The following is a 26,704-nucleotide window of genomic DNA, read 5'->3' on the forward strand; positions in this document are numbered from 1 at the left end:
AGAGGAGAAGTTATGAACAATCAACGTCGCAATGTACTGAAGGCAAGTTCGGGCGCTGCCCTGATGAGCGTTCTTGCTGCTGCGGGCATCATCACCCCCGGTATGGCCCTGGCTGAGTGGAACAAGACCGCTTTTGACGCCAAGAGCATGGCCGATACGCTGAAGGCTCTGGGCGCCGCCTCGCCGACAGACAGCAAGGACGTTCAGGTGACTGGCCCGGACATCGCTGAAAACGGCGCTGTTGTTCCGGTGGGTGTGGCGTCAACGCTGCCCAACGTGACGATGGTCGCCATCCTGATCGAGAAGAACCCGAATGCGCTGGCCGCGACTTTCGTCCTGCCGGAAGGCACCGAAGCCAGCGTCCAGACCCGCGTCAAGATGGGCCAGACCTCGAACATCTACGCGCTGGTCAAGTCGGACGGCAAGTTCTTCGTGGCGACCAAGGAAATCAAAGTCACGCTGGGCGGCTGCGGCGGCTAAAAACGGGTTCGAAGCTACTGCGCTCGACATGACTTCGTTGCGCTTGCTCGCCGTGCAGATTGCACTGTCTCGCAAACGCACCTCGTCCTGTCATCGCTCGCGACGCTTCGTTCCCCGTTTTCATACATTGAATTAAGGAGATAGAAACATGGGCAATCCAATGAAAATCCGCGCCGCCAACAAGGACGGCGTTACTGAAGTGAAAGTGCTGGTCAGCCACGAAATGGAAACCGGCCAGCGCAAGGACTCCGCTGGCGCCATCGTGCCGGCCTGGTTCATTACCGAGCTGACCGCCAAGCACAATGACAAGGTCGTGCTGAGCTGCGAGTTCGGGCCATCTGTGTCAAAAAACCCGTACCTGGCCTTCAAGTTCAAGGGTGGTGCCAAGGGCGACAAGATCGTGGTGAACTGGAAAGACACCAAGGGCGACACCCGTTCCGATGAAGCTGCCATCGCCTGATAGTCCGACCAATGGCAGGGAAGCGGCGTAGATCGCTTCTGCCATTGCATTTACCCCGTGGAGGAGTATTCATGATCCGACGTACGATAAAAACATTGCTTGGCGTGGCAGTTATTGCCGGCTTTGCCAGTGGAGTCGCAGCCCAGGATAGCAAGGTGGCCGACGAACTGGCGAAATACCGGGAGGCGCTGGCCGATGGCAATCCGGCCGATCTGTTCGAACTCAAGGGCGAAGGTATCTGGAAGGAAAAGCGCGGCCCGAAAAATGCCTCGCTCGAACAATGTGACATGGGCCAGGGGCCGGGCCAGCTGGAAGGTGCTTATGCAGCACTGCCCATGTATTTCAAGGATACCGGCAAGGTCATGGACGTCGAGTCCCGCCTGGTTTATTGCATGATGACCCTGCAGGGCCTGACCCAGGCCGAAGCCACCAAGCAGTGGTATTCGAAGCCGGGCAAGGATTCGGACATTGAGGCATTGGTTACCTATATCGGCACCAAGTCCAATGGCAAACCAATCAATGTGCCGGCGAAACATCCGGAAGAAGCCAAGATGTACAAGATGGGTGAGTACATTTTTTACCGTCGCTCCGGCCCGCAGGACTTTTCCTGTGCGATCTGCCACGGTCAGGAAGGGAAGCGCATCCGCCTGCAGGATCTGGGCAACCTGACGACCAAAGACGGCGCCGGCACAGCGATGAAAACCTGGCCGTCCTACCGTGTTTCGCAAGGGACGGTATGGACCATGCAGCGTCGCCTGATCGACTGCATGCGCCAGGCGCGCTGGCCTGAGCCGAACTACCTGGCGGATTCCGTGATCGCGCTGGAAACCTATCTGCAAAAGAATGCGACCGGCACCGTCATGGAAACGCCGGGCATCAAGCGCTGAAAAAGGGGATGACCATGAATTTCAAATTTGCCCTTTTTTTCGGGTTGACCGTAGGAATCGCCGCGCCGGCCATTGCGCAAAAACCTGTTGATGCGCCGGGTGGAAAATACGCCAAGGAAGCCGAGCAGATGTTCCGCGACTCGTTCCGTGCCGACAATCCGAAGTACTGGATGAGCCGGCTGGAGCAGGATGAGACGATGAAGACCTGTGGCCTGTACCGCGACAACCCGCCGCGCAAGATCGGCGAGCAGCTGGAAAAAGCCAACAAGGCAACCATCCGTTACCCAGTAGAAGGCAAGCTGATCGGTGACTGGAAGGAAGGCGAAAAGCTGGCGGCCGTCGGGACTGGTGGCCACATCGGTTTCATTCAGCCCGATTCGGCCGGCAAGCTGCGCGGCGGCAATTGCTACGCCTGTCATCAATTGGCGAAGAAGGAGCTGGCGTACGGCACGATTGGTCCGAGCCTGCAGCATTTCGGCACGATTCGCGGCAATTCGGAGGAGACCATCAAGTACGTCTATGACAAGGTCTATAACTCGAATTCCATCACCGCCTGCACCAACATGCCGCGTTTTGGTCTGCACAGCTGGCTGACGCCGGAGCAAATTACCCACATCGTGGCTTTCCTGATCGACCCGGAATCGCCGGTCAACAAAGACTAGAACTCGCCTGACGAGTTTTCGCAAATGCGCCGGCCGGGAAACTGGCCGGCCTTTTTCAAGGATAAAAAATGAGCATGAATCGTCGGGAGTTTCTTCAGGTCATGGCCGTTGCGGCGGCCGGGGGCATGTCACTGCACAGCGAATTTGCGCTGGCCGAGAAAGGCGCAGCCAAGTTGTACGATTTGCCAAAATTCGGCAACGTCAGCCTGCTGCACATTACCGACTGCCATGCTCAGTTGCTGCCCATCTATTTCCGTGAGCCAAACGTCAATCTTGGGTTCGGCGATCAGTTCGGCAAGGTGCCTCACCTGGTCGGCGCCAACTTGCTCAAGCACTTTGGCTTCAAGCCCAACACCCTTGAAGCACATGCCTACACCTATCTGAATTTCGAAAAAGCCGCCGAAACCTATGGCAAGGTCGGCGGCTTCGCCCATCTGGCAACGCTGGTCAAACGCATGAAGGCCAACCGTCCCGGCGCGTTGTTGCTTGATGGCGGCGACACCTGGCAAGGTTCCGGTACGGCGCTATGGTCCAACGCGCAGGATATGGTCGATGCCTGCAAGGCGCTCGGCGTCAATGTCATGACCCTGCACTGGGAATCGACCTACGGCGAGGCTCGCGTCAAGGAAATCGAGGAGAAGGATTTCGCCGGTCACATTGATATCGTCGCCCAGAACGTCAAGACCAACGACTTCGGAGACCCCGTCTTCAAACCTTTCGTCATGAAGAAGATGAACGGTGTGCCGGTTGCCATCATTGGCCAGGCCTTCCCCTATACGCCGATTGCCAACCCGCGCTGGCAAACGCCGAACTGGAGCTTCGGCATCCAGGAAGAAAACATGCAGAAGACGGTCGACGAAGCCCGCGCTGCCGGCGCGCAGGTCGTTGTCGTGCTCTCGCATAACGGTATGGACGTCGACCTCAAAATGGCTTCGCGCGTCAAAGGCATCGATGCCATCCTCGGCGGCCATACGCACGATGGCGTACCGGCTCCTGTTGTCGTCAAGAATGCCGGCGGCCAGACGCTGGTGACCAATGCCGGCTCCAACGGCAAGTACCTCGGTGTGCTCGATTTTGACGTCAAGAACGGCAAGATTGCCGATTTCCGCTACAAACTGCTGCCGGTCTTCGCCAATCTGCTGCCGGCCGACCAGGACATGCAGGCGCTGATCGACAAGGCGCGTGCACCGTACCTGTCGAAACTCAACGAAAAGCTGGCGGTTACTGAAGGGCTGCTTTATCGCCGTGGCAATTTCAATGGCACCTTCGATCAGGTCATTCTCGATGCACTGCTCAAGGTCAAGGACGCTGAAATTGCCTTCTCGCCCGGCTTCCGCTGGGGCACTTCACTCCTGCCCGGCCAGCCTATCTTGATGGAACATGTGCTCGATCAGACGGCCATTACCTATCCATGGTCGACCGTGACCAACATGAGTGGCGAGATGATCAAGACGGTGCTCGAGGACGTCTGCGACAACCTGTTCAATCCCGATCCGTATTACCAGCAGGGGGGCGATATGGTGCGCGTCGGCGGCCTGCAATACACCTGCGACCCGACGGCAAAAATGGGCAGTCGCATCCAGAACATGATGTTGCGCGGTCAGTTGATTGATCCGGCCAAAACCTACAAGGTCGCCGGCTGGGCACCCGTCTCGGAAGAGGCGAAGAATTCAGGCGAGCCAATCTGGGATGTCGTGGCAAAATATCTACGTGACATCAAGACCGTCAAGCCGGTCAATCTCAACCTGCCGACGCTTAAGGGCGCGGCTAACAATCCGGGGATTGCATGAAAACAAAATTAAAATTTGACGGCCTGCTGATGGTCGGTCTGCTGGCCTTGTCTTCGCTGAGCTTCGCGGCCGACTGGGCGCCGGGCTCTACCGACTGGGACAAGCTGCCGGAGGTCAAGAAGTCAAAGATTGGCCTCTACCTGACGCCGCAGCAAGCCTACGACATGAAGAAGAAGGACCCGAAAGGTGTTGCCTTCTTTGACATTCGAACCCGCGCAGAAGCGATGTACGTCGGCGAACCGATCGATGTCGATGCCTTGGTGCCCTATGTCGAGCACGCAGAAATCATGAGCGACTGGGACGAAAAACGCGGCAGTTACAAGCTCGATCCGAACTCGGATTTCGTGCCTGAACTGGAACGCCGTCTGAAAGGCATGGGGTTGAGCAAGGACGCTACCATCATCCTTATATGCCGCTCCGGCGATCGCAGTGCCAAGGCCCAGGATCGCCTGCTGATGTCCGGTTACACGAAAGTCTATGGGGTCGCCGAAGGCTTCGAAGGGGATATGGCCAAGGAGGGCCCGAAGGCTGGGCAGCGTGCGGTCAATGGCTGGAAGAATGCTGGCCTGCCTTGGAGTTACAAGCTGGACAAGGCAAAGATGTATTTCCCGCAATAACCTGTTTCAGGGCTGAACGAGAGAGTCGGCAACGTTCATTGCGAGCGTTGCCGATTTTTCTTGGGGCGCAGGGCGGTCGATCAAGGCGTTTGTCAGCCCGGCACCCACCCACATGCCAATCAGCGCAATCCAGGCGGTCAGCGCAAAAATCGCAGCACCGGATACGCCGGCACCGACGGCACAGCCACCGGCCAGCATGCCGCCGAAACCCATGCAAACGGCACCCGCCAGGTAGCGTCGCATACTGTGCCCGTCCTTGAAGCCTTCCAGCTTGAGTTCCCGACCCCACAGCGCTGCGAGGAACGATCCGAGCACGACGCCAGGAACCAGTCCGATATTGAAATCCCAAGGTTGACCAGGTGGCGACAGCACCAGCATCAGCACGTCGGCTGACGGACCGGTAAAGCTCAGGCTCTGCACCGGGGTAATTTCGAATGATTGGGTACCGATCTGATAGGTGGTCAGCCAGGCCACTGCAACCGTAATGCCAACGCCGATGCCGCCAAACCATTCACGCGGAGCGAGCTTGGCGCGGCGGGCGAAATGAATTGCCGCTGCCATCCAGGCGAGGCCAAAAACCAGTCCTCCGGCGTTGCCCAGATGCAGGGTGGCGAGGAGGTCACGGCTGGTGCCGCCATCAATGGTTAGCCAGCCGGAAACCCAAGTGCGCAGCGGCGAAAGCGAGCCGCTCAGTGAGGTTTGGGCGCTAACGGCAAAAATGAGTCCGGTCAGCAATGCACGCAGATTTCCGTTGGCGGCAAGGACCAGCATGCGGGACGAGCATCCACGTGCCAGAATCATGCCGATGCCGAAAAGCAGACCGCCCACCAATGCGCCAGACAGGCTGCCTTTGGTCGCGAGTTGTCTCGCTTGCGAGACATCGAGCCAGCTCTGGGTAATGAAGAGTTGCGTGGTAACAACGGCGGCTGAAAAAGCGAAAAGCCATACCGCTAATTTGTCGCAGCCGCTCCGATTCCAGAATTCAACGACGGCGGAGCGGAGGCAGAATCTTGAACGCTGGGCAAAAATCCCGAAAAAAATGCCGATCGTCAGGCCGGCCAGCGTGATGCTGGTCTTCTCGCCGAGGGCTTCGATCAGGTTGTTCAAGTCCATCAGTTTTGGCCAAAAATTCCGGTTGACCGTGGGAGTAGCCGTTGCTTCCAGCGTACAGAGAAAGTTTTCTCTTTAGCGTCGCTGCAAACCAAGCCTTTCCATCAGAATAGTTCAATATCGCCGTTGCTGCTGTCCTTGGCATGTTGGCCGGCATTGGATGAGTTAACGGCATCACCCTTGACGTGAGAGTCGACCAGCAATTGCACCAGTTTCTGGCTACGCTTGCGGAAACGCTGCAGACCATCCGATTCGTTGTCGTGCTGCAGCGCAAGGAAAGCGTGCATGTACTCACCGACGTTGATGGTGCGCTGGCTGATTCGCGACATCATCTGAGTCACGATGTCCTCGAACTGCATCGCCATCACGCCTTCTTGCGTCAGGCTGTGCATTTGCTCGGTGATGGCCGTGATGTGGTCGGAGTGGCTGCGGGCCTTGCCGGTCAGTTCAAGCAATTCGGTGCCTAATTCATGGAGCGTCGAACGCGACTTCTCGGCCAGGCTCATGTCGATGTTGGTTGCATCGGCGATACGCACGCCGACTTCCTGCAGCGAGTTCACGATTTCTGTCAGTGATTTGCGAATATCGACGTTGAATTCGCCAGTGCGGGCGGCAAGATTGCGCACTTCGTCGGCAACCACGGCAAATCCGCGGCCGGCTTCGCCGGCTCGTGCCGCCTCGATTGCAGCATTGAGGGCCAGCAGGTCGGTCTGCTTGGTGATGCCGGCGATGTCGTTCAGCGATCGGGTAATTGTCGACACCCGGTTCTGCATCTGTTCAAAACTTTGGGCGATGCCTTGGCTGGTGGTTTGCAGTTGCGACATCTTGCTGACAAATTCAGCGATCAGTACATTGGTTTCATCAAAGAAGCGCTGCAGGCTGACTTGTCCTTGCACCTCAGTTCTTTCGGACGTTGTCATTTGCAGCATCTGGTCGATGAGCGAACGCAGGATTTGTCGCTGGTCGGAGGATTGCGATTCGAGACCGGTCAGGCTGCCAGAAATTTTACTGACAGAAGCGCGAATGATTTCCTGCGCTTCACGCATGTCATTCTCGAGCGATGTGAATTGAAGTTCGGCATGCGACATTGCTTCATCGGATAGCACATGATATTCCGACATGACGTCCTGCAATTCAACAAAGTGGCCTTTCTGGCGCGATTTCCAGCGCTTTCGTTCGCTCAGCGAGAGCAGACTCGTGCCAATTATCATGCCGGCAAGGACGACAAAAAAGTGCGCAGAAACCGGGCCCACCGCCATCGACCAGAGCCAAAGTCCCAGACCGCTGGCAGCGGTCAGCCAGATCAAGAGATCGTCAATGCGCCTCATTGGCAATTCCCTAAGCTATGAATGTGCCGGATTGTACGGTTTTTGCTACTTTTGGCATAGTCAATAATCGGATTCACCCCATTGCTTTAAGATGCTGAATGATCTCCCCGGCCATCGGCTGGGCGTCACCATAGAGCATACGGCAGTTGTCAGTATAGAACAGCGCATTCTCCACGCCGGAGTATCCCGTGCCCTTGCCGCGCTTGATTACGATGACGTTCTGGGCCATGTCGGCATTAAGGATGGGCATACCGTAAATCGGGCTGGACTTGTCGGTGCGCGCACTCGGATTGACCACGTCGTTGGCACCGATGATCAGTGCCACGTCGGCCTGGCCAAACTCGCCGTTGATTTCCTCAAGATCGAAAATCTTGTCATAAGGTACGCCAGCTTCGGCCAGCAACACGTTCATGTGGCCGGGCATGCGGCCGGCTACTGGGTGAATGGCGAATTTCACCTCGACGCCAGACTCTTCAAGGATGGAGGTCATTTCCCATACTTTGTGCTGAGCGTGCGCCACGGCCATGCCGTAACCCGGCACGATGATGACCTTGCTGGCATAATGCATCATGGCAGCTGCATCAAGAGCGCCCAGTTCCTTCATTGTGCCGCTGATCGCTTCGCCAGCCCCCGTCGCCACCATGGGTGTGAACAGAATGTTTGAGATCGGCCGATTCATCGCCTTCGCCATCAGCTGTGTCAGCAAGGTGCCGGCTGCACCGACAACAATGCCGGCGATAATCAGCGCCGGGTTGCCCAGCACATAGCCTTCGAAGCCCACAGCCAGACCAGTAAAGGCATTGAACAGCGAGATTACCACCGGCATGTCGGCCCCGCCGATGGGCAGGGTGACGATCAGGCCAAGGATCAGGGCGACGGCAAAGAAGCCGAAAATCAGTTCCGGTTGGGCCGGGGCGAGGACCAGCATGGCACCACCCAGGCCAACGGCGAACAGCGCCAACAAGACATTGACTGCATTCTGGGCCGGCAGGCGATGCGCTTTCTTGAGCACTCCCTGTAGCTTGGCCCAGGCAACGCAGGATCCGGTGAAGGAGACTGCCCCGATCAGCGCACCGATGACGGCCAGTACCGTGGTTGCCATACTATGGGCATCACCCTTCGCAAACTCGATGGCGGCAATGGCTGCAGCCGCACCGCCGCCCATGCCGTTGTAGATGGCAACCATCTGTGGCATGTCGGTCATCTTGACCTTTTTGCCGGAGATCCAGGCAGCAGCGCCACCGATGCCGAGTGCAGCAACCATCAGCGCGATGTTCTTGAGACCCGGGACCAGGAAGGTGCCGGCGATGGCAATCAGCATGCCGTAGCCGGCGATGACGATGCCCTTGCGAGCACTGGCCGGTGAGCTCATGCCCTTCAGACCGAAGATGAACAATGCAGCGCCGATGAACCAGGCACCCTGGACGTAAAGTGGCATCGTCATGTTCAGCCCTCCTTCTTCTTGAACATGGCAAGCATGCGCTCGGTAACGACGTAGCCGCCGGCGGCGTTGGCTGCGCCGAGGGCAACCGCGAAGAATCCGATGGCTTGCTGGATCGGCGTATCAGCCGACCCGAGCATGATCATGGCGCCCACGACGACGACGCCGTGCACGAAGTTGGAACCCGACATCAGTGGCGTGTGCAGGATGACCGGCACCTTGGCGATGATCTCGTAGCCGGTGAAGGCGGCGAGCATGAAGATATATAAAGCGAGCAGGCCGTCCATCAGGCTTCTCCCATAACTTGTTTGACAGTGGCGTGGACGGTGGCGCCGTCCTTGCACAGCAGGGTGCCGGCGACGACGTCGTCGCTCCAGTCGATGACGAGTTCGCCGTCCTTGATCCATGGTGACAGGAAGTTGTAGAGGTTCTTGGCGTACAGCTCCGAGGCATGGGTCGGCATGCGTGATGGCAGATTGAGCGGGCCGTGAATGTTGACATCGTTGGCGACGACATGTTCGCCCGGTTGAGTCAGCGCGCAATTGCCGCCGGATTCGGCGGCCATGTCGACAATGATGGCGCCGTATTTCATACGGGCGATCATGTCGGTGGTGATGATGATGGGGGCTTTCTTGCCGGGGATGGCGGCTGTCGTGATAACGACATCTGACAGGGCGACTGCCTTGGCGAGTTTCTCGGTTTGCTGGGCTTTTTCTTCGTCGGTCAGGTCACGGGCGTATCCGCCGGTGCCATCCGCATGAACGCCGGTATCGACGAATTTTGCCCCCAGGGATTCGATTTGCTCACGGGCGGCAGAGCGAACGTCATAGGCTTCGACCATGGCGCCGAGGCGTTTGCAGGTGGCGATGGCTTGCAGGCCGGCAACCCCCGCGCCAATGACCAGAACGCGGGCCGGACGGATAGTGCCCGCGGCCGTGGTCAGCATCGGGAAGAACTTGGTGCAGCGGGCAGCGGCGATCAGGCCGCACTGGTAGCCGGCGCAGGCGCCTTGGCTGGACAGCGCATCCATGCTCTGGGCACGCGAAATGCGCGGCAACAGTTCGAGGGCAAAGGCCGTAATCTTGCGGGCGTTGAGCGCGGCAAGACGGGCTTTGTCTTCGAACGGTTTCAGCAGCCCAATGAGGATCGACCCTTCCGGCAGGGCGGCAATTTCTTCCACGCTCGGCGGGGTTACCCGCATGACAACTTGGGCCGCGCCATAGGCTTCGTTGATGCCATTGACCATGGTGACTTCGGGGTAAGCCGAATCCAGCATGTGGCTTTCAATACCGGCGCTTTGCTCCATGCGAAGCAGTGCGCCGAGGGCGGCAAATTTTTTGGCAGTCTCGGGAACGAGCGCTACCCGACTTTCGCCCGGCGCGCGCTCTCTGACAACCGCGATGGTTAGCGGCATGCTGGTTACTCCAGATTGAATGGGGAAATATCCCGTGTATGTTGTGTTTTTTTGTCAGTCTGTGACAAGTGGGGTGTTACAGAAACGTAGTTCCTGCGGGTAGGGGAAAAAGTCTTCGACATGACCATCTCGGATTTTCTGTTGCGAATCTTGCCAGAATTTTGGGGACAGCAGGTCGGCATGGTGCTTATGGAATATTTTGCGCAGGATGGGTGACGCCAGCAGAAAGGTGCTGAATTCCTCGGGGAAAACATCGTTTTTGCCCACGGCATACCAGATTTCGCCGGACATTTCGGTCTCGAAGTCGGGGGCTGGCGGTATGCGCCGGAAGCTGCAATCGGTCATGTATTCGATTTCGTCGTAGTCGTAAAAGACGACGCGACCAAAGCGGGTAACACCAAAATTCTTCCACAACATGTCGCCGGGGAAGATGTTGGCCTGGGCCATTTCCCGAATGGCGCTACCGTATTCCTTGATGGCGTGTTCCAACCCGTCAATGTTGTTCGAGCGCTCCATGCGATCGAGATGGATGTTGAGCGGTTCCATTCGGCGCTCAATGTAAAGGTGCTTGATGATCAACTGCTCGCCGTCAATTTCGAAGCAGGATGGTGCAAGGGTTTGCAGTTCTTGCAGGACTTCGTCGTCAAAGCGATTGAGCGGGAAAAGTACATTGGAAAATTCCAGCGTGTCAGCCATGCGGCCAACGCGGTCGACCTGCTTGACCATCATGAATTTTCGTTTGACCGTCGCGCGATCCATGTTTTTCGAGGCGCCGAAGACATCCTTGATGATCTTGAAAACGTAGGGGTAGGAAGGCAGTGTGAAAACCAGCATGACCAGGCCGCGAATGCCGGGCGCCATGATGAATTTGTCTTCCGAATGATGCAGGTGATAAATGAAGTCGCGGAAGAACATCGTTTTTCCCTGCTTGCCGAGGCCGAGCATGATGTAGAGCTCCGAGCGCGGCTTGTTGGGCAGGATGGAGCGCAGGAACTGCACATAGCCGGACGGCACTTCCATATCGACCATGAAATAGGCGCGGGATAGCGAGAACAACAAACCAATTCGCCACGCATCAAGCAGGATGGTGTCGAGAAACAGTTTGCCGTCTTCATCATGCAGCACCGGAATGGCAAACGGGTATTCGCTGGCGCCGTTGATTGCCTTGCCGATGATGTAAGCCGCCTTGTTGCGGTAAAACGCCGAGCCTAGTACCTGGATCTGGAAATTGACCTCGCGGGTCGGCATCCCATTCAAGTAGCGGCAGACGGCCTCATAAACATAGTCGACATCGCGGGGAAGGTCGGCAAATGGCCGATGCCAGTTGAAATCCGCAATGATCTTGCCGATGGCGCCGCGCAGGCCGTCTTCCTTGGCGTAATAGCTGCGGTAGGTCTGGGTATCGTCACCTTCGATGTTTTCCGTCGAGATGCTGGGGCGGACAAAAATGAAATCGTTGTGAAAATAGTTGCGGTGCAGGATCTTGGTCGTCACCGAGTTGAAGAAGGTCTCGGCCAGTTCCGGCTGTTTGTGGTTGAGTAGCAGACCGATGTAGAGCAGCTTGACCTGCTGCCAGGTCGTATCATCAATACTCTGGGCATCGAATTCATGGCGCAGACGTTCAACGCATTCATCGACCCGATCATCGTAGAAGCGGATGCGTTCCTTTACCGCCTTGTGTACGCCCAGCCAATCGCCATGTTCAAAACGTGTTTTGGCTTCGCGGCTGGTTTGACGAAACAGCGTGTAGTGCTTGTTGAAGCCCTGAATCATGGCCAGGGCGATCTGATGCGCGTTGGTGCCGTAAAGGCCTACAGATATTTTCATGGTCCGGTATCGCAAATGCAGGGGCAAATTTTAGCACTGCCCAATGCATCTAAGCCCCGGAAACGACTAGGAAATGGAGCCCCGGCCCGCGATCCGGAATTGCGTTCCGTTGACTGCGATACAGCGGGGGCGATACTCTTCTTGTTTTGCTATTGCAGAGTGGTTCACAAACGGGCCAATACTTCTTCGGCCCTAATAATTCAATCCAACGCAAGGGGATATACATGGCTGGTGGAAAGTCAAAAATCATTTACACGCTGACCGATGAAGCGCCGCTGTTGGCGACGTGCGCATTCCTGCCGATCGTCCGCACCTTTACTTCACCGGCCGGTATCGAGATCGAGAAGGCCGACATTTCTGTGTCGGCTCGTGTTCTCTCCGAGTTTTCCGAATTCCTCAAGGATGACCAGAAAGTACCGAATACCCTGGGCGAGTTGGGTAAACGCTGCCTGCTGCCAGAAACCAATATCATCAAACTGCCGAACATCAGCGCGTCGGTTGCTCAGTTGAAAGCCTGCGTCAAGGAACTGCAGGAAAAAGGCTACGCCATCCCCGATTATCCTGAAGCCGCCAACACCGACGAAGAGAAGGCGCTTAAAGCCCGCTTCGGCAAGTGTCTCGGTTCTGCCGTTAACCCGGTGCTGCGCGAAGGCAACTCCGATCGCCGCGCACCGATGGCCGTTAAGAATTACGCCCGTAAGCGTCCGCACTCCATGGGTGAATGGAAGCAGTGGTCACAAACCCATGTTTCCCATATGGAAACTGGTGACTTCTATCACGGCGAAAAGTCGATGACTCTCGACAAGGCCCGTGAAGTTCGTATGGAACTGATCGCCAAGGGTGGTAAAACCACCGTGCTGAAGCCGAAGCTCTCGCTGCTCGAAGGCGAAATCATCGACTCCATGTTCATGAGCAAGAAGGCGCTGTGCGACTTCTACGAAGCCCAGCTGGAAGACTGCCGCGAAGCCGGTATCCTTTTCTCGCTGCACGTCAAGGCAACGATGATGAAGGTCTCGCACCCGATCGTCTTCGGCCACTGCGTCAAGATCTACTATAAGGACGCTTTCGAGAAGCACGCCAAGACCTTCGCCGAGCTGGGCATCAACGTCAATAACGGTATGGTCGACCTCTACGAGAAGATCAAGACCCTGCCGGAATCCCTGCGTGACGAGATCATCCGCGATCTGCACGCCTGCCAGGAACATCGCCCGCGTCTGGCCATGGTTGACTCGGCCAAGGGCATCACCAACTTCCATTCACCGAACGACATCATCGTTGACGCTTCCATGCCGGCCATGATTCGTCAGGGCGGCAAGATGTGGGGCGCTGACGGCAAGCAGTACGACAGCAAGTGCGTCATGCCGGAATCGACCTTTGCCCGCATCTACCAGGAGATGATCAACTTCGTCAAATGGCATGGCAACTTCGATCCGAAGACCATGGGCACTGTGCCGAACGTTGGCCTGATGGCCCAGCAGGCCGAGGAATACGGCTCACACGACAAGACTTTCGAAGTCACCGAAGCCGGCATCGCCAACATCGTCGATAACGCGACTGGCGAAGTGCTGCTGACGCAGAACGTCGAAGCCGGTGACATCTGGCGTATGTGCCAGGTCAAGGATGCGCCGATCCGCGACTGGGTCAAGCTGGCCGTCACCCGTGCCCGTCAGTCCAACACGCCAGCCATCTTCTGGCTGGATGCCTATCGCCCGCACGAGAACGAACTGATCAAGAAGGTCGTCACGTACCTCAAGGAGCACGACACCAACGGTCTCGACATCCAGATCATGTCCCAGGTTCGTGCCATGCGTTTCACGCTGGAACGTGTCGCCCGCGGCCTCGATACCATTTCGGTGACGGGCAACATCCTGCGCGACTACCTGACCGATCTGTTCCCGATCATGGAACTGGGCACCTCGGCCAAGATGCTCTCCATCGTTCCGCTGATGAACGGTGGCGGCATGTACGAAACCGGTGCCGGTGGTTCTGCTCCGAAGCACGTGCAGCAGCTGACGCAGGAAAACCACCTGCGCTGGGATTCGCTCGGCGAATTCCTGGCCCTTGCCGTTTCCCTGGAAGAGCAGGGCATCAAGGATGGCAACAAGAGCGCCATTCTGCTCGCCAAGACCCTCGATGCTGCCACTGGCAAACTGCTCGACAACAACAAGTCGCCGTCGCCGAAGACCGGTGAGCTGGACAACCGCGGTTCGCAGTTCTACCTCGCCATGTACTGGGCGCAAGAGTTGGCTGCGCAGAAGGAAGATGCCGAACTGGCAGCTCACTTCGCCAAGCTGGCCAAGAGCCTGACCGACAATGAAGCCCAGATCGTTGCCGAAATGAAGTCGGTGCAAGGCCGTCCGGTCGATATCGGTGGCTACTACAAGGCTGATGCGGACAAGTGCAAGGCGATCATGCGTCCGAGCCCGACGCTGAATGCAGCGCTGAAGGCTGCCCGCATCTAAGCGAGCCAACTTTCCCGGCATTTGAGCGCCGGATAAAAAAAGCGAAGGCCGATCTGGTCTTCGCTTTTTTATTTTGGGGCATTTTTTCCGGTTGACCGCAGCAAAGCCGAATGTTTGCCGGATCGTCTGCCAACCGGCTAAATGGCTGACACCGGTTGCGGTTTTGCGACATAATTCCTTTTACTGCCCGGTGCCAGAGGCTTGCGTCGGGTGTTGCAGGTCAATGGCGCACGCGGCTGACTGCCCATCTGAAAACTAGGCAAGGAGTGGATATGACATCTCACATCACGGTTCCGCAAGGTGGTTCGAAAATCGTTCCGGGGCAGGCTACCCCGGACAATCCGATCATCCCCTTCATCGAAGGTGACGGGATCGGCATCGACATCACGCCGGTCATGATCAAGGTCATCGACGCTGCCGTGGCCAAGGCTTATGGTGGCGCCCGGAAAATCCACTGGATGGAAGTTTTTGCCGGCGAAAAATCCACCCGCATCTATGGGCCGGACGAGTGGTTTCCCAAGGAAACCTTCGATGCGCTGAAGGAATATTCGGTCTCCATCAAGGGGCCGATGACGACGCCGGTCGGCGGTGGCATCCGCTCGCTGAACGTGGCGCTGCGTCAGGAGCTTGACCTTTACCAGTGCGTCCGTCCTGTGCAGTATTTCAAGGGTGTACCGTCGCCGTTGAAGCATCCCGAGCTGACCAACATGGTCATCTTCCGCGAGAACACCGAGGACATCTACGCCGGCGTCGAGTGGGCCGCTGATTCGGAACAGGCCAAGAAGGTCATCAAGTTCCTGCAGGACGAAATGGGCGTCAAGAAGATCCGTTTTCCGCTGACCTCCGGCATCGGCATCAAGCCGATTTCCATCGAAGGCACGACCCGTCTGGTCCGTGCCGCGCTCAAGTACGTTATCGCCAACGACCGCAAGTCGCTGACCATCGTGCACAAGGGCAACATCATGAAATTCACCGAAGGCTTGTTCCGTGACATCGCCTACAAGGTGGCGCAGGAAGAGTTCGGCGCCGAGCTGATTGACGGCGGACCGTGGTGCCATTTCACCAACCCGAATACCGGCCGCGAAGTCACCGTCAAGGACTCCATTGCCGATGCCTTTCTGCAGCAGATTTTGCTGCGTCCGGCCGAGTACGACGTCATCGCCACCACCAACCTGAATGGTGACTACATCTCCGACGCGCTGGCGGCGCAGGTCGGCGGCATCGGTATTGCCCCGGGCGCCAATATCTCCGATCAATACGCCTGCTTTGAAGCGACCCACGGCACGGCGCCGAAATATGCCGGTCTGGACAAGGTCAATCCAGGGTCGCTGATACTGTCGGCTGAAATGATGTTGCGCCATCTGGGCTGGGTCGAAGCGGCCAATCTGGTCATCAAGTCCATGGAAGCCGCCATCGGCGACAAGCAGGTGACTTATGATTTTGCCCGTCTGATGCACGGGGCCGAGGAGCTGTCCTGCTCGGCATTCGGCGACGCCATGATCGCCCGCATGTAGTAGCGCTGGACGATTTGGCTGGAAAGAGGCCCCCGCAAGGGGGCTTTTTATTTCCAGGGCGGGCCGAGGCGCCGCTCGGAAGTACAATTCGGGGATGACAGAAAATGTAATCAACGAACCCGTCGAGGCTGAAGAAGCCACCGTGATCAACGAGCCGCGCCTGTGGCGCAACAACGGCTGGACTGCCCGCGTCATCAAGAACGAAGAGGACGAAGGCTGGGCTGTCGCCATGATCAAGGACGGCGAATCGGAGCCGGCGCTGGTCGGCCCATGGACCATGGGGCGCGACAAGAAAAACCCGAAGCCGCTCGACGTTTCTGCCTTCCAGACCCTGATCAAGACTGCCTCCGAAGTCCTGCGCCGGCACGAACATCAGCTACATGCCCAGCTTCACAAGAAACTCACGGTCAACCGGGAAAACGGGCCAATTTTGATAAATCTCGACATCGTTCCCGATGAAGATGATCCCTACGCCACGCTGTCCGCCGAAGATGCTGACGGCGAGCAACTGGCCAGGGTGCGCGTCGGGCCGAATTTCAAGCTCAGCCCGGCCAGCGCCAACGCCTGGATAGACGACGAATTCCGCCAGCCCGAGTAACGATGAGCATCGAAACCATCACCAGAAAACAGGCCGTCCAGGGTTACACAGGCTATTCCTGCATCGGCCTCTACAACCCCAAAGGCCCGGAAAACGTCGGCTCCATCATGCGTGCCGCCGGCTGTTACGGCGTTAATTCAGTCTTCTACACCGGCAAACGTTACGAGCGCGCCGCCGAATTTCGCACCGACACCAAGCAGGTGCACCTGCAACTGCCGCTCATTGGCGTTGACGACCTGCAACAGGTCATCCCCTTCGGCTGCGTCCCGGTCGCCATTGAAGTGCACCCGGACGCCAAACCGCTGACCGAATACCAGCACCCGGAACGCGCCTTCTACATCTTCGGCCCGGAAGACGGCAGCCTGAAAAAGAACGTCACCGCATGGTGCAAGGACATCGTTTACATTCCCACCCACGGCTGCATGAACCTGGCGGCGACGGTCAATGTCGTACTCTACGACCGCATGCTCAAGGCGGGCGGGTATCGGGCGGCGACCAGTTCTGCCGAGTGAAACCGGCATCTGGCCGGTGATCAGTCTGCCTTAAGCTTCCTCGCGCACAATCATCAAAATCTCGTAGCGAAAAAGGACAGGAGGCCGCATGAATGCGTTCAACAAGCGTACAGCCAGGCGAATCGGCGCCGTCAGCCTGCTGCTGGCGCTTCTGGCCAGCCCGATATCCTGGTTTGTCGTTCGTGAAAACGTTGAACAGAGCACCGTTTCGCTGGCGATTGAAGAGTCGCAACGGCTATTGGGCCATTTCGGCGCCATTGCGCTGAGCGGACCGGGCGCAGCAACCCATGCCGACAGCGCCGCCAAAGCGCTGGCCGGCGGCTTGTTCGACATTGCCGAAATCTACGATGGTAAGGGGCAACGCCTGGCCGAGGCGATGACGTCGAACGGCCTGCAGGTTGAAGGCATTCTGCTTCACCATGCCACGCCGACCTACACCTCGACTCGCTACGAAAGCGTCAAGCTGCCCGACCAGCGCTGGGTGCTGCGCGTTTTCGTTCCGCTGCGCCTGGGGGGTTCGCCAGCGTCAGAGATCACCGGCTATTTCGAGGGCGTCCGTATCGTCCCCGAGTGGCAGCGCCAGCGGATGCTCGGCAGCTCGCTGGCTGCAGCCCTGATGGCCGGGTTGGCCTCCTTGCTTTGCGGGCTGGCGATCTATCCGGTGGTGGTTCGGCTGTCAGCCGATAACGAGCGGAAAGCCCTGGAGGTACTCGACTCGCATATTTCGATGATGGAAGCACTCGGCCGCGCCATCGCCAAACGCGATTCCGAAACCGGCGCCCACAACTACCGGGTCGCCTGGATCGCCGGTTCCATCGCCGAAAAGTTCGGCTTTCGCGGCAAGAAGATGCAATCGCTGATCGTCGGTAGTTTTCTGCACGATGTCGGGAAAATTGGCATACCCGACGCCATTCTCCTCAAGCCGGGTCCGCTCGATAGCGATGAACTGGCCATCATGCAAACACACGTCCAGCTCGGCGAGGAAATCGTCAAAGGAATCGGCTGGCTGGAAGGTGCCAACAAAGTCGTCGCCGGTCATCATGAGCGGTGGGACGGCACCGGCTATCCGCGACGCCTCAAGGGCGAGCACATTCCCCTGGCCGCCCGCATCTTTGCCGTGGCCGACGTCTTTGACGCACTCTGCTCGCGCCGCCCGTACAAGGAGCCCTTGAATTTCGAGACCGTCATGGACATTCTCGACAGGGAAACCGGCAGCCATTTCGATCCGGACGTGATGACGGCGTTTCGGCCCATGGCACGGGATATTTATGAGCATCTGGCCGATTGCAGCGAAGAAGCCGCCAGCAAAATGCTCGAAGATCGCGTCCGCAAGCACTACGGGTTGTGAGCGCTACCTGCAATTGCCAAGGCCACAATATTTCAATTTTGGCTGTTTTTTCCGGTTGACCGTGGCGGTCAATTTACCGGCTAAATCACGGTGGCGCCAGGCTTCGTCTGGTCGCTTGCCTTCATGAACCAGTCTGGCTAAACTTGTACAATATATTGAACAGGTAAAACATCATGCGCGTTGTCAATTTCTCCGATGCCCGCAACAGTCTCAAAGCCATCATCGACCAGGTTAGCGACGATGCCGACTATACGGTGATCACCCGGCGCGACGCCTCCGATGCCGTCGTGATGTCGCTCGACACCTTCAACAGCCTCATGGAGACCGTCCATCTGCTCAAGTCGCCGGCTAACGCAGCTCACTTGGCGCGTTCCATCGAGCAATACCGCAAGGGCAAAACCAAGGCGCAGGATTTGATGGATGCCTAGCCGGATCACCTGGACGCTCGCCGCCTGGGAGGACTACCAATACTGGCAAGGACAGGACCGCAAGACGCTGAAGCGGGTCAACGCTGTGATCCGTGATTGTCTGCGCGACCCCTTCGTTGGCATCGGCAAGCCCGAACCGCTCAAAGAAAATCTGTCCGGCTTCTGGTCTCGCCGCATCGACGATGCCAATCGCCTTGTATATTGCGTGGATGGGGGCGATCTGGTGATCATTGCTTGCCGATATCACTATGACAACTAGGCAGAGTTGCTGCGCGAATAGTGCGATAGATCAAAGTTTCGCGCTTCATGATTGGAAACTGAAGGTGGAGTTACCATTTGCTAAATCACTTTGACCTCTTTGGTTTAAGACTATTTTCCGTTTCTTAGGTATCCACTCCATGTCACTGTTACGATCATTTCTTGTCGCTTTCTGCTGCATCGCGTCATTTGGTGCTAAAGCTGACGGGTCTAGGGTCGTGACGGATGCAAGAGATTCTGCGGAATGGATCGCAAAAGCCTTATACATCTCCGGATATAAGGCTGATTTCACGGTTGATAGTCTCAAGGAAATTGATCGTTTCTTCGACGACAATGCACCGAACGGTCGTCCTAAACCTGATGGGCTGCTTTCGTCTGACCTCGGAGCACGTCTTTTCGCACTTGGGAGCTACGTTGGCGAGGTAATACGTCGTTCTTCAGATGGTGAATGGATAGGAAACGACAATGACTCTGAGGCTGAGATAAATATTGCACTTCATCTGAATAACGGCACGATACTTCGGCCGGTTCAAAGAATTATGAAGCGGCTTCTCAACGGCAACGAGAATGGGGTGTATGTCTACGGAGTTGTAGCGCTCAGCCCTGATCTAGCACGTTGAATGTCTGCTTATCCAAAGACCGGGCTTCCGCAATCGGTACTAGAGTTGGCGAATTCTACAATTAACAACAAACTACATTTCCGGATGTTCTTTTGACCTCCCACCCCATCGCAGTATTCGACTCCGGCCTCGGTGGACTAACTGTCCTTCGCGCTTTGCGCGAGCGCCTGCCGCAGGAAGACTTTTTCTATTTCGCCGACACCCGGTTTTTGCCCTACGGCGACCGGCCGGAGGTGTTTCTGCGCGAGCGTGGGGTGCTGATTGCCGAGGCGTTGGTGCGGCGCGGGGCGAAGGCTTTGGTGATTGCCTGCAATACGGCGACAGCGGCAGCGGCGGAGGCGATTCGGGCGGCGATTTCGGTGCCGGTGGTGGCGCTGGAGCCGGGGGTCAAGCCGGCGGTTGGGCTCACCAAGTCGGGCGTTATTGGGGTGCTGGCGACGACTCGGACTTTGGCGAGCGAGCGTTTTCAGCGGCTGGTCGGCAACCATGCCAATGGTTATCGCGTGCTGGCCCAGCCTTGCCCGGGGCTGGCTGAGGCGATTGAGGCGCACGGGCCGGCCAGCGCCGAGGTGTCGGCCTTGCTCGATACCTTTGTGGCGCCGCTGGCTGCGGCGGCGGCCGATGTCGTGGTGCTTGGCTGCACGCATTATCCGTGGGTGGCCGAGGCGATTGCCCGGCGCATGCCGGCGGGCACTGTTTTGCTGGATACCGGTGAGCCGGTGGCACGTCAGCTGGATCGCTTGCTGGCGACGCGGTGTTTGCTGGGGGGCGGACATGGCCGACTGACCTTGGCGACGAGCGGGGCGCCGGCTTCGGTGATTGCGACGGTCGACCGGATTTTTGGCCAAAAATTGAAAATTGAACACTGGGAGCCTTGAGATGACTGGGGCGCAAAAAGACGGGGCACAGAAGCCGCTGGCCGGGCTCAAGGTGGTGGAACTCGGCACGCTGATCGCCGGGCCGTTCTGCACGCGGATCATGGGCGAGTTCGGCGCCGAGGTGATCAAGGTGGAATCGCCCGATGGCGGCGACCCCTTGCGCAAATGGCGCAAGCTGTACGAGGGCACTTCACTGTGGTGGGCCGTGCAGGGGCGCAACAAGAAATCGGTGACAGCCAACCTGAAGCATCCGGAAGGGCTCGCTTTCGTCCGCAAGCTGATCAGCGAGGCCGACATCCTGGTCGAGAACTTCCGCCCTGGCGTGCTGGAAAAGCTCGGGCTGGGCTGGGACACCTTGAAGGCAGATAACCCGGGGCTGGTCATGGTGCGCCTCTCCGGCTTTGGCCAGACCGGGCCGTACAAGGATCAGCCGGGCTTCGGTGCGGTGGGCGAATCGATGGGCGGCCTGCGTTACATCACCGGCTTTCCCGACCGGCCACCGGTGCGCACCGGGATTTCCATCGGCGATTCGATCGCCGCGCTGTGGGGTGCGATTGGCGCGTTGATGGCGCTGCGCCACCGGGAGGTGAATGGCGGGGCGGGGCAGGTGGTCGATGTGGCGCTCTACGAGGCGGTCTTCGCCATGATGGAGTCCATGGTGCCGGAATTCGACGTGTTCGGCTTTGTCCGCGAACGTACCGGCAACATCATGCCGGGGATCACGCCGTCGAGCACGCATACGACGAAGGACGGCAAGCACGTGACCATCGGCGCTAACGGTGACGCGATCTTCAGGCGTTTCATGCTGGCGATTGGCCGCGCCGATCTGGCTGAAGACCCGACGCTGGCCGACAATGCCGGCCGCGATTCCCGCCGTGACGAGATTTACGGGCTGATCGACGCCTGGTGTGCGCAGCACGATGAGGCCGATGTGCTGGCCACGCTGGCAGCTGCCGAGGTGCCTTCCTCGCGTATCTATTCGGCCGTCGACATGTTTGCCGATCCGCAATTCATTGCCCGCCAGATGATCGAGTCAGCGCGCCTGCCGGATGGGAAGGAGCTGCGGATGCCGGGCATCGTCCCCAAGCTGTCTGAAACGCCGGGCAGCACCGAGTGGATCGGGCCGGCGCTTGGCGAGCATACCGACAGCGTACTGGCTGATTTGGGCTACGCGCCGGAGCACATCGCCGCATTACGAGCCGACGCGGCGATCTGAGCGAGCATGGCGCCGGTTCGCGTGCATCCAGGGTTGATTAGTGCATGGCACGGTCAACCGGAAATTTTGGCAAAAAATGAAATTTTTCGTTGGCGCTTGGTGATGCCCGTTGCCGAGATTCGCAAGAAATGGAAGCGCTTGTTCGCCCATAAAACGCGAAATACGACACCCTTCTTGATACGAAATTTACTATTCTCGAATAGACATCAGCGCTACCGCCACGGCTGCGCATTTACTTTGCAACCTGTCAGGTAGGCAGCTTTGCCATAGATTTCATGATTTCGAGGCACACGCCGGGTTTTGACGCTAGCTTGGTCGCGTCAAAACCATCCTCGAAGAATGGCGCGTAGTTTGGCAAGGCAATCGCATCTTGCTGGCTGAGTGCCCGATAGCCCATGTGCCATTCGTTAAATTCCCGCTCGAGAACAGGGGTCCGTAAATGCATCTCGATGTTCCGATGACGGGGATCTGACTTGATGATTTCGACCAAAGCGTCAACGACGTCCGTCTCCCCTTCAAGTACCTGCATGAACGTACCTTTCGAGTACAAAAGCAGGCCGGTGACATTTTTTCGTTTGTTGTTCTGAACGGACTTTTTAAGAATGTCTTCGAGTTCGTCGTCCGAATAGTTTCGTACGGCTGTGCTGGTATAGACCAGTTCAATCAACATCAAAGGACCTCAACATTAGACAGGCATTTCTGAACGATACAATCATTCTTAAAAAACGTCAAAGATATTATTATTGATAATAATTACATTTGATTAAGGGTCGGGTCATCTTGGGCAGGGAATGCAAACGACTTCCAAACAGCCAGCGCCAAATTCGGGCTATTCAGAGGAAAGCACTGCGCGAACTTGAGTGATTTTTTATGTCAATTCAATAAACGGTGAGCTATTGATTTGGATCAACATCGATTTCGATTAAAAATTAAAAAATCAGCGGCGTTTGGCAAAATTATTCTAATTGGGGGGTTAAATAATATGTTTGCGAGAATGGCAGTATGGAAGCGATTGACGTTATTGGTATCGATTGCCTTAATTGGCTTGGTTTTTTTAGCTGGCTTGGCCCTGATGGAGTTTTCCGAACTGGCCGTTGAAGCAAAAAGTGTCTCAAGGCAGGTGCCTGCAGTACGTTATGCGCAGCGGGTGATTGTTCGCGCACTTGATATACGCAGTCAGTTGCTGCTGGCACTTCAGCATAATCCGGCGGCACCAGAAATTGTCAAAATGCATGATCACCCTTTGCTCGCACACTTGGATGCCGCCCAAAAGTCTGCCAACGAGTTGCATGAAGCTGTTAGCTTGTTATCTCTCGCTGCACCAGAAGTTCGCCAAGAGCATGGGGCTAAATTTCAAGCGCTCGAAGCAGCAATACAACAATTTGAAGAGCAAGGCGTGCAGCCGGTAATTAAGTTGCTTCAAGAGGGACGTTTCGCCGAGGCAAATGCCTTGATCATCAAACTTACAAACCCTCATTACAATCAGCTAAAGAAGACGGCCAGTGATCTGTTGGATGACATAACTCAATCTGCTGCGGTCAAAGTTTTGATACTGGATTCTTCACTAAACACTATTCCGTGGATCATCTGCTCCGGTTCAGCGGGTATTTTCTTGCTCAGTGCCCTGACTGGTCTGCTGGTTACTCGCAGTATTACCGGCCAGATTGGCGGCGAACCGACCGAGGGAATGAAATTGATGCAGGTTGCCGCCTCTGGAGATTTGACGGTCAATGCAGCGGCTCCCGCCGATACCATGCTTGGCTCTTTGGACAATATGCTGGTCACCTTCCGCAGGATTTTTCAACAGCTATTGAACAATGCACATGTCCTTAATGTAAGTTCCGGCGAGATTAAGCATTCGATGATGGAAATATCAAAAATGACGGAGCAGCAGGCTGATGCAACGTCAGGGGTGGCTGCGGCGGTTGAGCAATTAACAGTAAGTATTAACCATATTGCCGATTCCGTGCGTGAAACGGATAAGGATGCAACCCAGTCAGCTAACGAGGCAGAACAAGGCAAGCAGCGCGCCAATGAGGTTGGGCGTGTGATGTCGCAAATGTCTGAGCAGTTGGGGCATGTAAGCAACCAGATTAAAGCTCTCGACGGTCGTTCGCACGACATATCCTCAATTGCGTCTGTTATCAAGGATATTGCTGATCAGACTAACCTTCTTGCACTCAATGCTGCGATTGAGGCCGCGCGGGCGGGAGAGTCGGGACGAGGGTTTGCAGTGGTGGCTGATGAAGTGAGGAAGTTAGCCGAGCGGACGGCCAAGGCGACCGGTGAAATTGAGCAGATGATTGCCGGCTTTCAGGCTGATACAAAATCTGCAGTGGGTGTAATGGAGTCGGCTATGCCGAAGGTGATGCATGGTGCAGATCTGGTCGAACAGTCGACTGCCGCGCTTGAGCGGATTCACAACAATGCTCAGTCCATCTGCATGCGTGTACGCGAAGCTGCTGCAGCTACCCGGGAGCAAAGTTCAACGGCGACGTCAATTGCGCAGGAAATTGAGAAAATTGCGCAGAGCGCCGAGGAGTCGAGTGCTGCAGCGCAGGCCACGATGCGTGCGGTTTTGAATGTCGAAGATCAGGCACAACAGCTCGAATCCGAGGCTTCTCGCTTTCGTGTTTAAGTTTGGTATTTTTTCGCGGAGTTGGATGCGCTATGTGCGGACCAGAAAGTCTGAATATTTGCGCACTGAGGTGTTGCCACGAGGTTCGCATAGGTCTGTTTTCTTTATGGCATTTCAATGTATTCAGTGACCGAAGTTGTCGATCAACGCAGCCGGAAGCGCACCGGCAGCACAACTTGGCGTGGGGCGTCGGCGGGGAGTGATCGTAGCGAGCGAACGGCGCGCAGGGCTGCTTCATCGAGAATTGCGTGGCCGCTGCTCTGCTCGACGCGGGCCGCGCTGACGGTGCCGGATTCGTCGATGATCATCAGAATGCCGACTTCTCCCTCCAGGCCGCGGGCGATGGCTTCGGCCGGATAGAACTGGTGGGCGTTGTCCAGCTTTTTCAAATGCTCGCGTACCGCTTGCGTCCAGATTTTGACCGCCGGCGAGGACTTGGCAGCAGATTTTGGCAGTGGCTTCGCCGCGCTTTTGGCGTCGGGCGGGGTGACGGGCTTGGGTAGTGCCAGCGGCGGCATGGCGGCTGGTGCTGGCGGTTGGGAAGGAGGCGGAGCGGGCGGTCGCAGCTCGGCATTGAGCATTGCTGCGGTCAACGGCAATTTTTGATCAAAATTGAAATTTTGCAACAGCGGCAGCAGGTGCAGTGACAGTGACAACGCCAGCGCTGCAAAAAGCCGGTAATCGATCCACGACATGAGAAAATGGGAGCTGGCCTGAGGCAATGGAAACGCTATGAAACTAGCTGCAAAACGATGGTTTGTCATGATAAGCGCGATGGGCTTGCTGCTGCCCGCTTCGTTTCCGGTTTTTTCTGCCGATGCCGCCGGGCCGGACCCGGTGGGGTTTTCGGTCAGCATGGAGCTGGGGGATGCCGGGCAGGCCGAAAAGTGGCTGGATGCCGGCATGTCACCGGATTTCATGGGTAGTCGTATCGGTTCCGGCCTCATGTTTGGTGCCTGGGAGGGCAAGCTGGATGTGATGCGCCTTTTCATTTCGCGCGGCGCAGATATCAACCGATTGAATTCAAATGGCGAGTCGGCGATCGCACTGGCGGCCTGGCGCGGCAATCTGGAGGCGGTCAAATGGCTGCTTGAGCGCGGGGCGCGGATCAATGCTCCGGCCAAGAAATGGTCGGCGCTGCATTACGCGGTTTTTGCCGGACACACAGAAGTCGCCGATTTTCTGATCGACCAGGGTGCGGACATCAATGCCTTGAGCACCAACGGTTCCAGCGTGTTGATGATGGCCGTTTATGAGGGACACAAGGATCTTGCCCGCAAGTTGATCGAGAAGGGCGCGGACCGAACGCCAAAGAACGACTGGGGCGATGGGGCGCTGGAATGGGCGATGCGTCAGGACAGGCTGGAAATCGCCCGCATGGTGAGCAATCCGGAAGAGTTCAACATCGCGGTGAGTAAGCCCAAGGAAACATGGGGGCAGCCGATGCGTTCAATGCGTAGTTCCAGAGAGCTGGAGGAGTTGCTGAACATGCGCGAAAAGCTGGCGGAGCGCGGCATGTCTACCGACACCATCGACAAACGCATTTCGGCCGAACGGGTGCGAATTGTTCGTGCCGAGATGGACCGCCCAATGCCGGCACGGGCGGCGACGATGGAAATTACCGCCAGCCGGAACAAGCCGCAGGAGCAATCAGCGACGATCATCTATGACGACAAGGGTAAGGTGGTCGGCTACAAGACGCCGGCGGCGACTTATTCGGGGCGGCCCAAAATGCCGATCAAGGCGCCGGTCAGGAATTACTGATTTTCCGGCCGGGATTCGTTGCCGAACAAAGCTCGAATTGCCAAGCCCCTTGCGCTGAGGCAGACTGCGCCGATCAACCGATAGAGGAATGGGCATGCTTTACGTGGCAAGAGACAGCGCTGGCGTGATTATTGAAGTGCATTCAATGCCGCTCGGCAATGCGCAAGAAGTGGTGCCGGCCGACCATGCCGAGGCGCTGCAGTTCGTGCACGAGCGCTGGCGAAAAAATGAACTCGACGAACTTGACCGGGACTTTGTCCGCGTTATCGAGGATTTGATCGAGTTGCTGATCTCCAAAGAGGTCATCATGTTCACCGACCTGCCACCCAAAGTTCAGGAAAAGCTGCTGCGGCGCAAGGAGGTTCGCCAGAAGCGGCATTACGAAGGCAACTTCGGTACGGGCGGCGACGACATCATCCCGATCTGATCGTCCGGCTTGGCGGGTGCGGGCT

General features: G+C 57.1%; 27 protein-coding genes. 19 read left to right on the forward strand and 8 right to left on the reverse strand.

What is annotated here, in order from left to right; all coding sequences use genetic code 11:
- Positions 1-12: 12 nt before the first annotated feature.
- From soxY to IPJ12_17265, 6 genes are all read left to right on the forward strand, one after another.
- On the forward strand, positions 13-480 hold the full coding sequence (gene soxY, locus IPJ12_17240; GenBank protein ID MBK7648841.1) for a thiosulfate oxidation carrier protein SoxY: 468 nt from the start codon (positions 13-15) through the stop codon (positions 478-480).
- A gap of 148 nt (positions 481-628) precedes the next feature.
- Positions 629-940, forward strand: a complete 312-nt coding sequence (gene soxZ, locus IPJ12_17245) for a thiosulfate oxidation carrier complex protein SoxZ (GenBank protein MBK7648842.1) — start codon at positions 629-631, stop codon at positions 938-940.
- 71 nt (positions 941-1,011) lie between these two features.
- Entirely contained in the window at positions 1,012-1,827 is an 816-nt protein-coding gene (gene soxA / locus IPJ12_17250; GenBank protein ID MBK7648843.1) for a sulfur oxidation c-type cytochrome SoxA, read from the forward strand.
- A gap of 14 nt (positions 1,828-1,841) precedes the next feature.
- Positions 1,842-2,489, forward strand: a complete 648-nt coding sequence (soxX, locus tag IPJ12_17255; GenBank protein MBK7648844.1) for a sulfur oxidation c-type cytochrome SoxX — start codon at positions 1,842-1,844, stop codon at positions 2,487-2,489.
- A 68-nt stretch (positions 2,490-2,557) separates the two neighbouring features.
- A complete protein-coding gene (gene soxB, locus IPJ12_17260) occupies positions 2,558-4,279 on the forward strand; it encodes a thiosulfohydrolase SoxB (protein ID MBK7648845.1) in 1,722 nt (573 codons plus the stop codon).
- Positions 4,276-4,896: a sulfurtransferase gene (locus IPJ12_17265; protein ID MBK7648846.1), complete on the forward strand. Its 621-nt coding sequence runs from the start codon at positions 4,276-4,278 to the stop codon at positions 4,894-4,896. The genes soxB and IPJ12_17265 overlap by 4 nt, the downstream gene beginning before the upstream one ends.
- A gap of 6 nt (positions 4,897-4,902) precedes the next feature.
- Here IPJ12_17265 and IPJ12_17270 read toward each other — a convergent pair whose 3' ends face one another.
- From IPJ12_17270 to aceK, 6 genes are all read right to left on the reverse strand, one after another.
- Positions 4,903-6,009 (reverse strand): YeeE/YedE family protein, encoded by a 1,107-nt coding sequence (locus IPJ12_17270; protein MBK7648847.1) that lies wholly within the window; start codon positions 6,007-6,009, stop codon positions 4,903-4,905.
- 101 nt (positions 6,010-6,110) lie between these two features.
- Entirely contained in the window at positions 6,111-7,334 is a 1,224-nt protein-coding gene (locus IPJ12_17275) for a hypothetical protein (protein ID MBK7648848.1), read from the reverse strand.
- A 73-nt stretch (positions 7,335-7,407) separates the two neighbouring features.
- On the reverse strand, positions 7,408-8,778 hold the full coding sequence (locus IPJ12_17280) for an NAD(P)(+) transhydrogenase (Re/Si-specific) subunit beta (protein MBK7648849.1): 1,371 nt from the start codon (positions 8,776-8,778) through the stop codon (positions 7,408-7,410).
- A 2-nt stretch (positions 8,779-8,780) separates the two neighbouring features.
- Positions 8,781-9,062: an NAD(P) transhydrogenase subunit alpha gene (locus IPJ12_17285; protein ID MBK7648850.1), complete on the reverse strand. Its 282-nt coding sequence runs from the start codon at positions 9,060-9,062 to the stop codon at positions 8,781-8,783.
- The gene (locus IPJ12_17290) at positions 9,062-10,189 is read right to left on the reverse strand and encodes an NAD(P) transhydrogenase subunit alpha (protein MBK7648851.1); all 1,128 of its coding nucleotides are present in this window, start codon (positions 10,187-10,189) and stop codon (positions 9,062-9,064) included. The genes IPJ12_17285 and IPJ12_17290 overlap by 1 nt, the downstream gene beginning before the upstream one ends.
- A 54-nt stretch (positions 10,190-10,243) precedes the next feature.
- A complete protein-coding gene (gene aceK / locus IPJ12_17295; protein MBK7648852.1) occupies positions 10,244-12,016 on the reverse strand; it encodes a bifunctional isocitrate dehydrogenase kinase/phosphatase in 1,773 nt (590 codons plus the stop codon).
- A 224-nt stretch (positions 12,017-12,240) separates the two neighbouring features.
- Between aceK and IPJ12_17300 the strand changes: the two genes are divergently transcribed.
- The 10 genes from IPJ12_17300 to IPJ12_17345 all read left to right on the forward strand — a co-directional run bounded on the left by IPJ12_17300 (position 12,241) and on the right by IPJ12_17345 (position 21,850).
- Positions 12,241-14,478: an NADP-dependent isocitrate dehydrogenase gene (locus tag IPJ12_17300; protein ID MBK7648853.1), complete on the forward strand. Its 2,238-nt coding sequence runs from the start codon at positions 12,241-12,243 to the stop codon at positions 14,476-14,478.
- A gap of 272 nt (positions 14,479-14,750) precedes the next feature.
- Positions 14,751-15,992 (forward strand): NADP-dependent isocitrate dehydrogenase, encoded by a 1,242-nt coding sequence (gene icd / locus IPJ12_17305; GenBank protein ID MBK7648854.1) that lies wholly within the window; start codon positions 14,751-14,753, stop codon positions 15,990-15,992.
- 94 nt (positions 15,993-16,086) lie between these two features.
- Positions 16,087-16,590, forward strand: a complete 504-nt coding sequence (locus tag IPJ12_17310; GenBank protein MBK7648855.1) for a hypothetical protein — start codon at positions 16,087-16,089, stop codon at positions 16,588-16,590.
- A 2-nt stretch (positions 16,591-16,592) separates the two neighbouring features.
- A complete protein-coding gene (locus tag IPJ12_17315; protein MBK7648856.1) occupies positions 16,593-17,102 on the forward strand; it encodes an RNA methyltransferase in 510 nt (169 codons plus the stop codon).
- A gap of 88 nt (positions 17,103-17,190) precedes the next feature.
- Positions 17,191-18,450, forward strand: coding sequence for an HD domain-containing protein (locus IPJ12_17320; protein MBK7648857.1), 1,260 nt, complete (start codon positions 17,191-17,193; stop codon positions 18,448-18,450).
- A gap of 173 nt (positions 18,451-18,623) precedes the next feature.
- The gene (locus tag IPJ12_17325) at positions 18,624-18,878 is read left to right on the forward strand and encodes a type II toxin-antitoxin system prevent-host-death family antitoxin (protein ID MBK7648858.1); all 255 of its coding nucleotides are present in this window, start codon (positions 18,624-18,626) and stop codon (positions 18,876-18,878) included.
- Positions 18,871-19,137 (forward strand): Txe/YoeB family addiction module toxin, encoded by a 267-nt coding sequence (locus IPJ12_17330; protein ID MBK7648859.1) that lies wholly within the window; start codon positions 18,871-18,873, stop codon positions 19,135-19,137. The genes IPJ12_17325 and IPJ12_17330 overlap by 8 nt, the downstream gene beginning before the upstream one ends.
- Before the next feature lie 139 nt (positions 19,138-19,276).
- Entirely contained in the window at positions 19,277-19,756 is a 480-nt protein-coding gene (locus tag IPJ12_17335; GenBank protein MBK7648860.1) for a hypothetical protein, read from the forward strand.
- Between the two features lie 92 nt (positions 19,757-19,848).
- Positions 19,849-20,634 (forward strand): glutamate racemase, encoded by a 786-nt coding sequence (gene murI, locus IPJ12_17340; protein MBK7648861.1) that lies wholly within the window; start codon positions 19,849-19,851, stop codon positions 20,632-20,634.
- Position 20,635: 1 nt separating this feature from the next.
- Complete coding sequence (locus tag IPJ12_17345) at positions 20,636-21,850, forward strand: CoA transferase (GenBank protein MBK7648862.1); 1,215 nt, start codon at positions 20,636-20,638, stop codon at positions 21,848-21,850.
- 247 nt (positions 21,851-22,097) lie between these two features.
- On the opposite strand, the gene IPJ12_17350 is transcribed toward IPJ12_17345, so the two are convergent.
- Positions 22,098-22,520, reverse strand: a complete 423-nt coding sequence (locus IPJ12_17350) for a BLUF domain-containing protein (GenBank protein ID MBK7648863.1) — start codon at positions 22,518-22,520, stop codon at positions 22,098-22,100.
- Between the two features lie 231 nt (positions 22,521-22,751).
- On the opposite strand from IPJ12_17350, the gene IPJ12_17355 reads away from it, so the two are divergent.
- Positions 22,752-24,488, forward strand: coding sequence for a methyl-accepting chemotaxis protein (locus tag IPJ12_17355; GenBank protein ID MBK7648864.1), 1,737 nt, complete (start codon positions 22,752-22,754; stop codon positions 24,486-24,488).
- A gap of 143 nt (positions 24,489-24,631) precedes the next feature.
- Here IPJ12_17355 and IPJ12_17360 read toward each other — a convergent pair whose 3' ends face one another.
- Positions 24,632-25,183, reverse strand: a complete 552-nt coding sequence (locus IPJ12_17360) for a TonB family protein (GenBank protein ID MBK7648865.1) — start codon at positions 25,181-25,183, stop codon at positions 24,632-24,634.
- A gap of 37 nt (positions 25,184-25,220) precedes the next feature.
- On the opposite strand from IPJ12_17360, the gene IPJ12_17365 reads away from it, so the two are divergent.
- On the forward strand, positions 25,221-26,252 hold the full coding sequence (locus IPJ12_17365) for an ankyrin repeat domain-containing protein (GenBank protein MBK7648866.1): 1,032 nt from the start codon (positions 25,221-25,223) through the stop codon (positions 26,250-26,252).
- A 94-nt stretch (positions 26,253-26,346) separates the two neighbouring features.
- A complete protein-coding gene (locus tag IPJ12_17370) occupies positions 26,347-26,679 on the forward strand; it encodes a tryptophan synthase subunit beta (protein ID MBK7648867.1) in 333 nt (110 codons plus the stop codon).
- Positions 26,680-26,704 lie beyond the last annotated feature (25 nt).

The organism is Betaproteobacteria bacterium, from assembly GCA_016709965.1.
GTDB classification, from domain to species: domain Bacteria; phylum Pseudomonadota; class Gammaproteobacteria; order Burkholderiales; family Rhodocyclaceae; genus Azonexus; species Azonexus amarohabitans.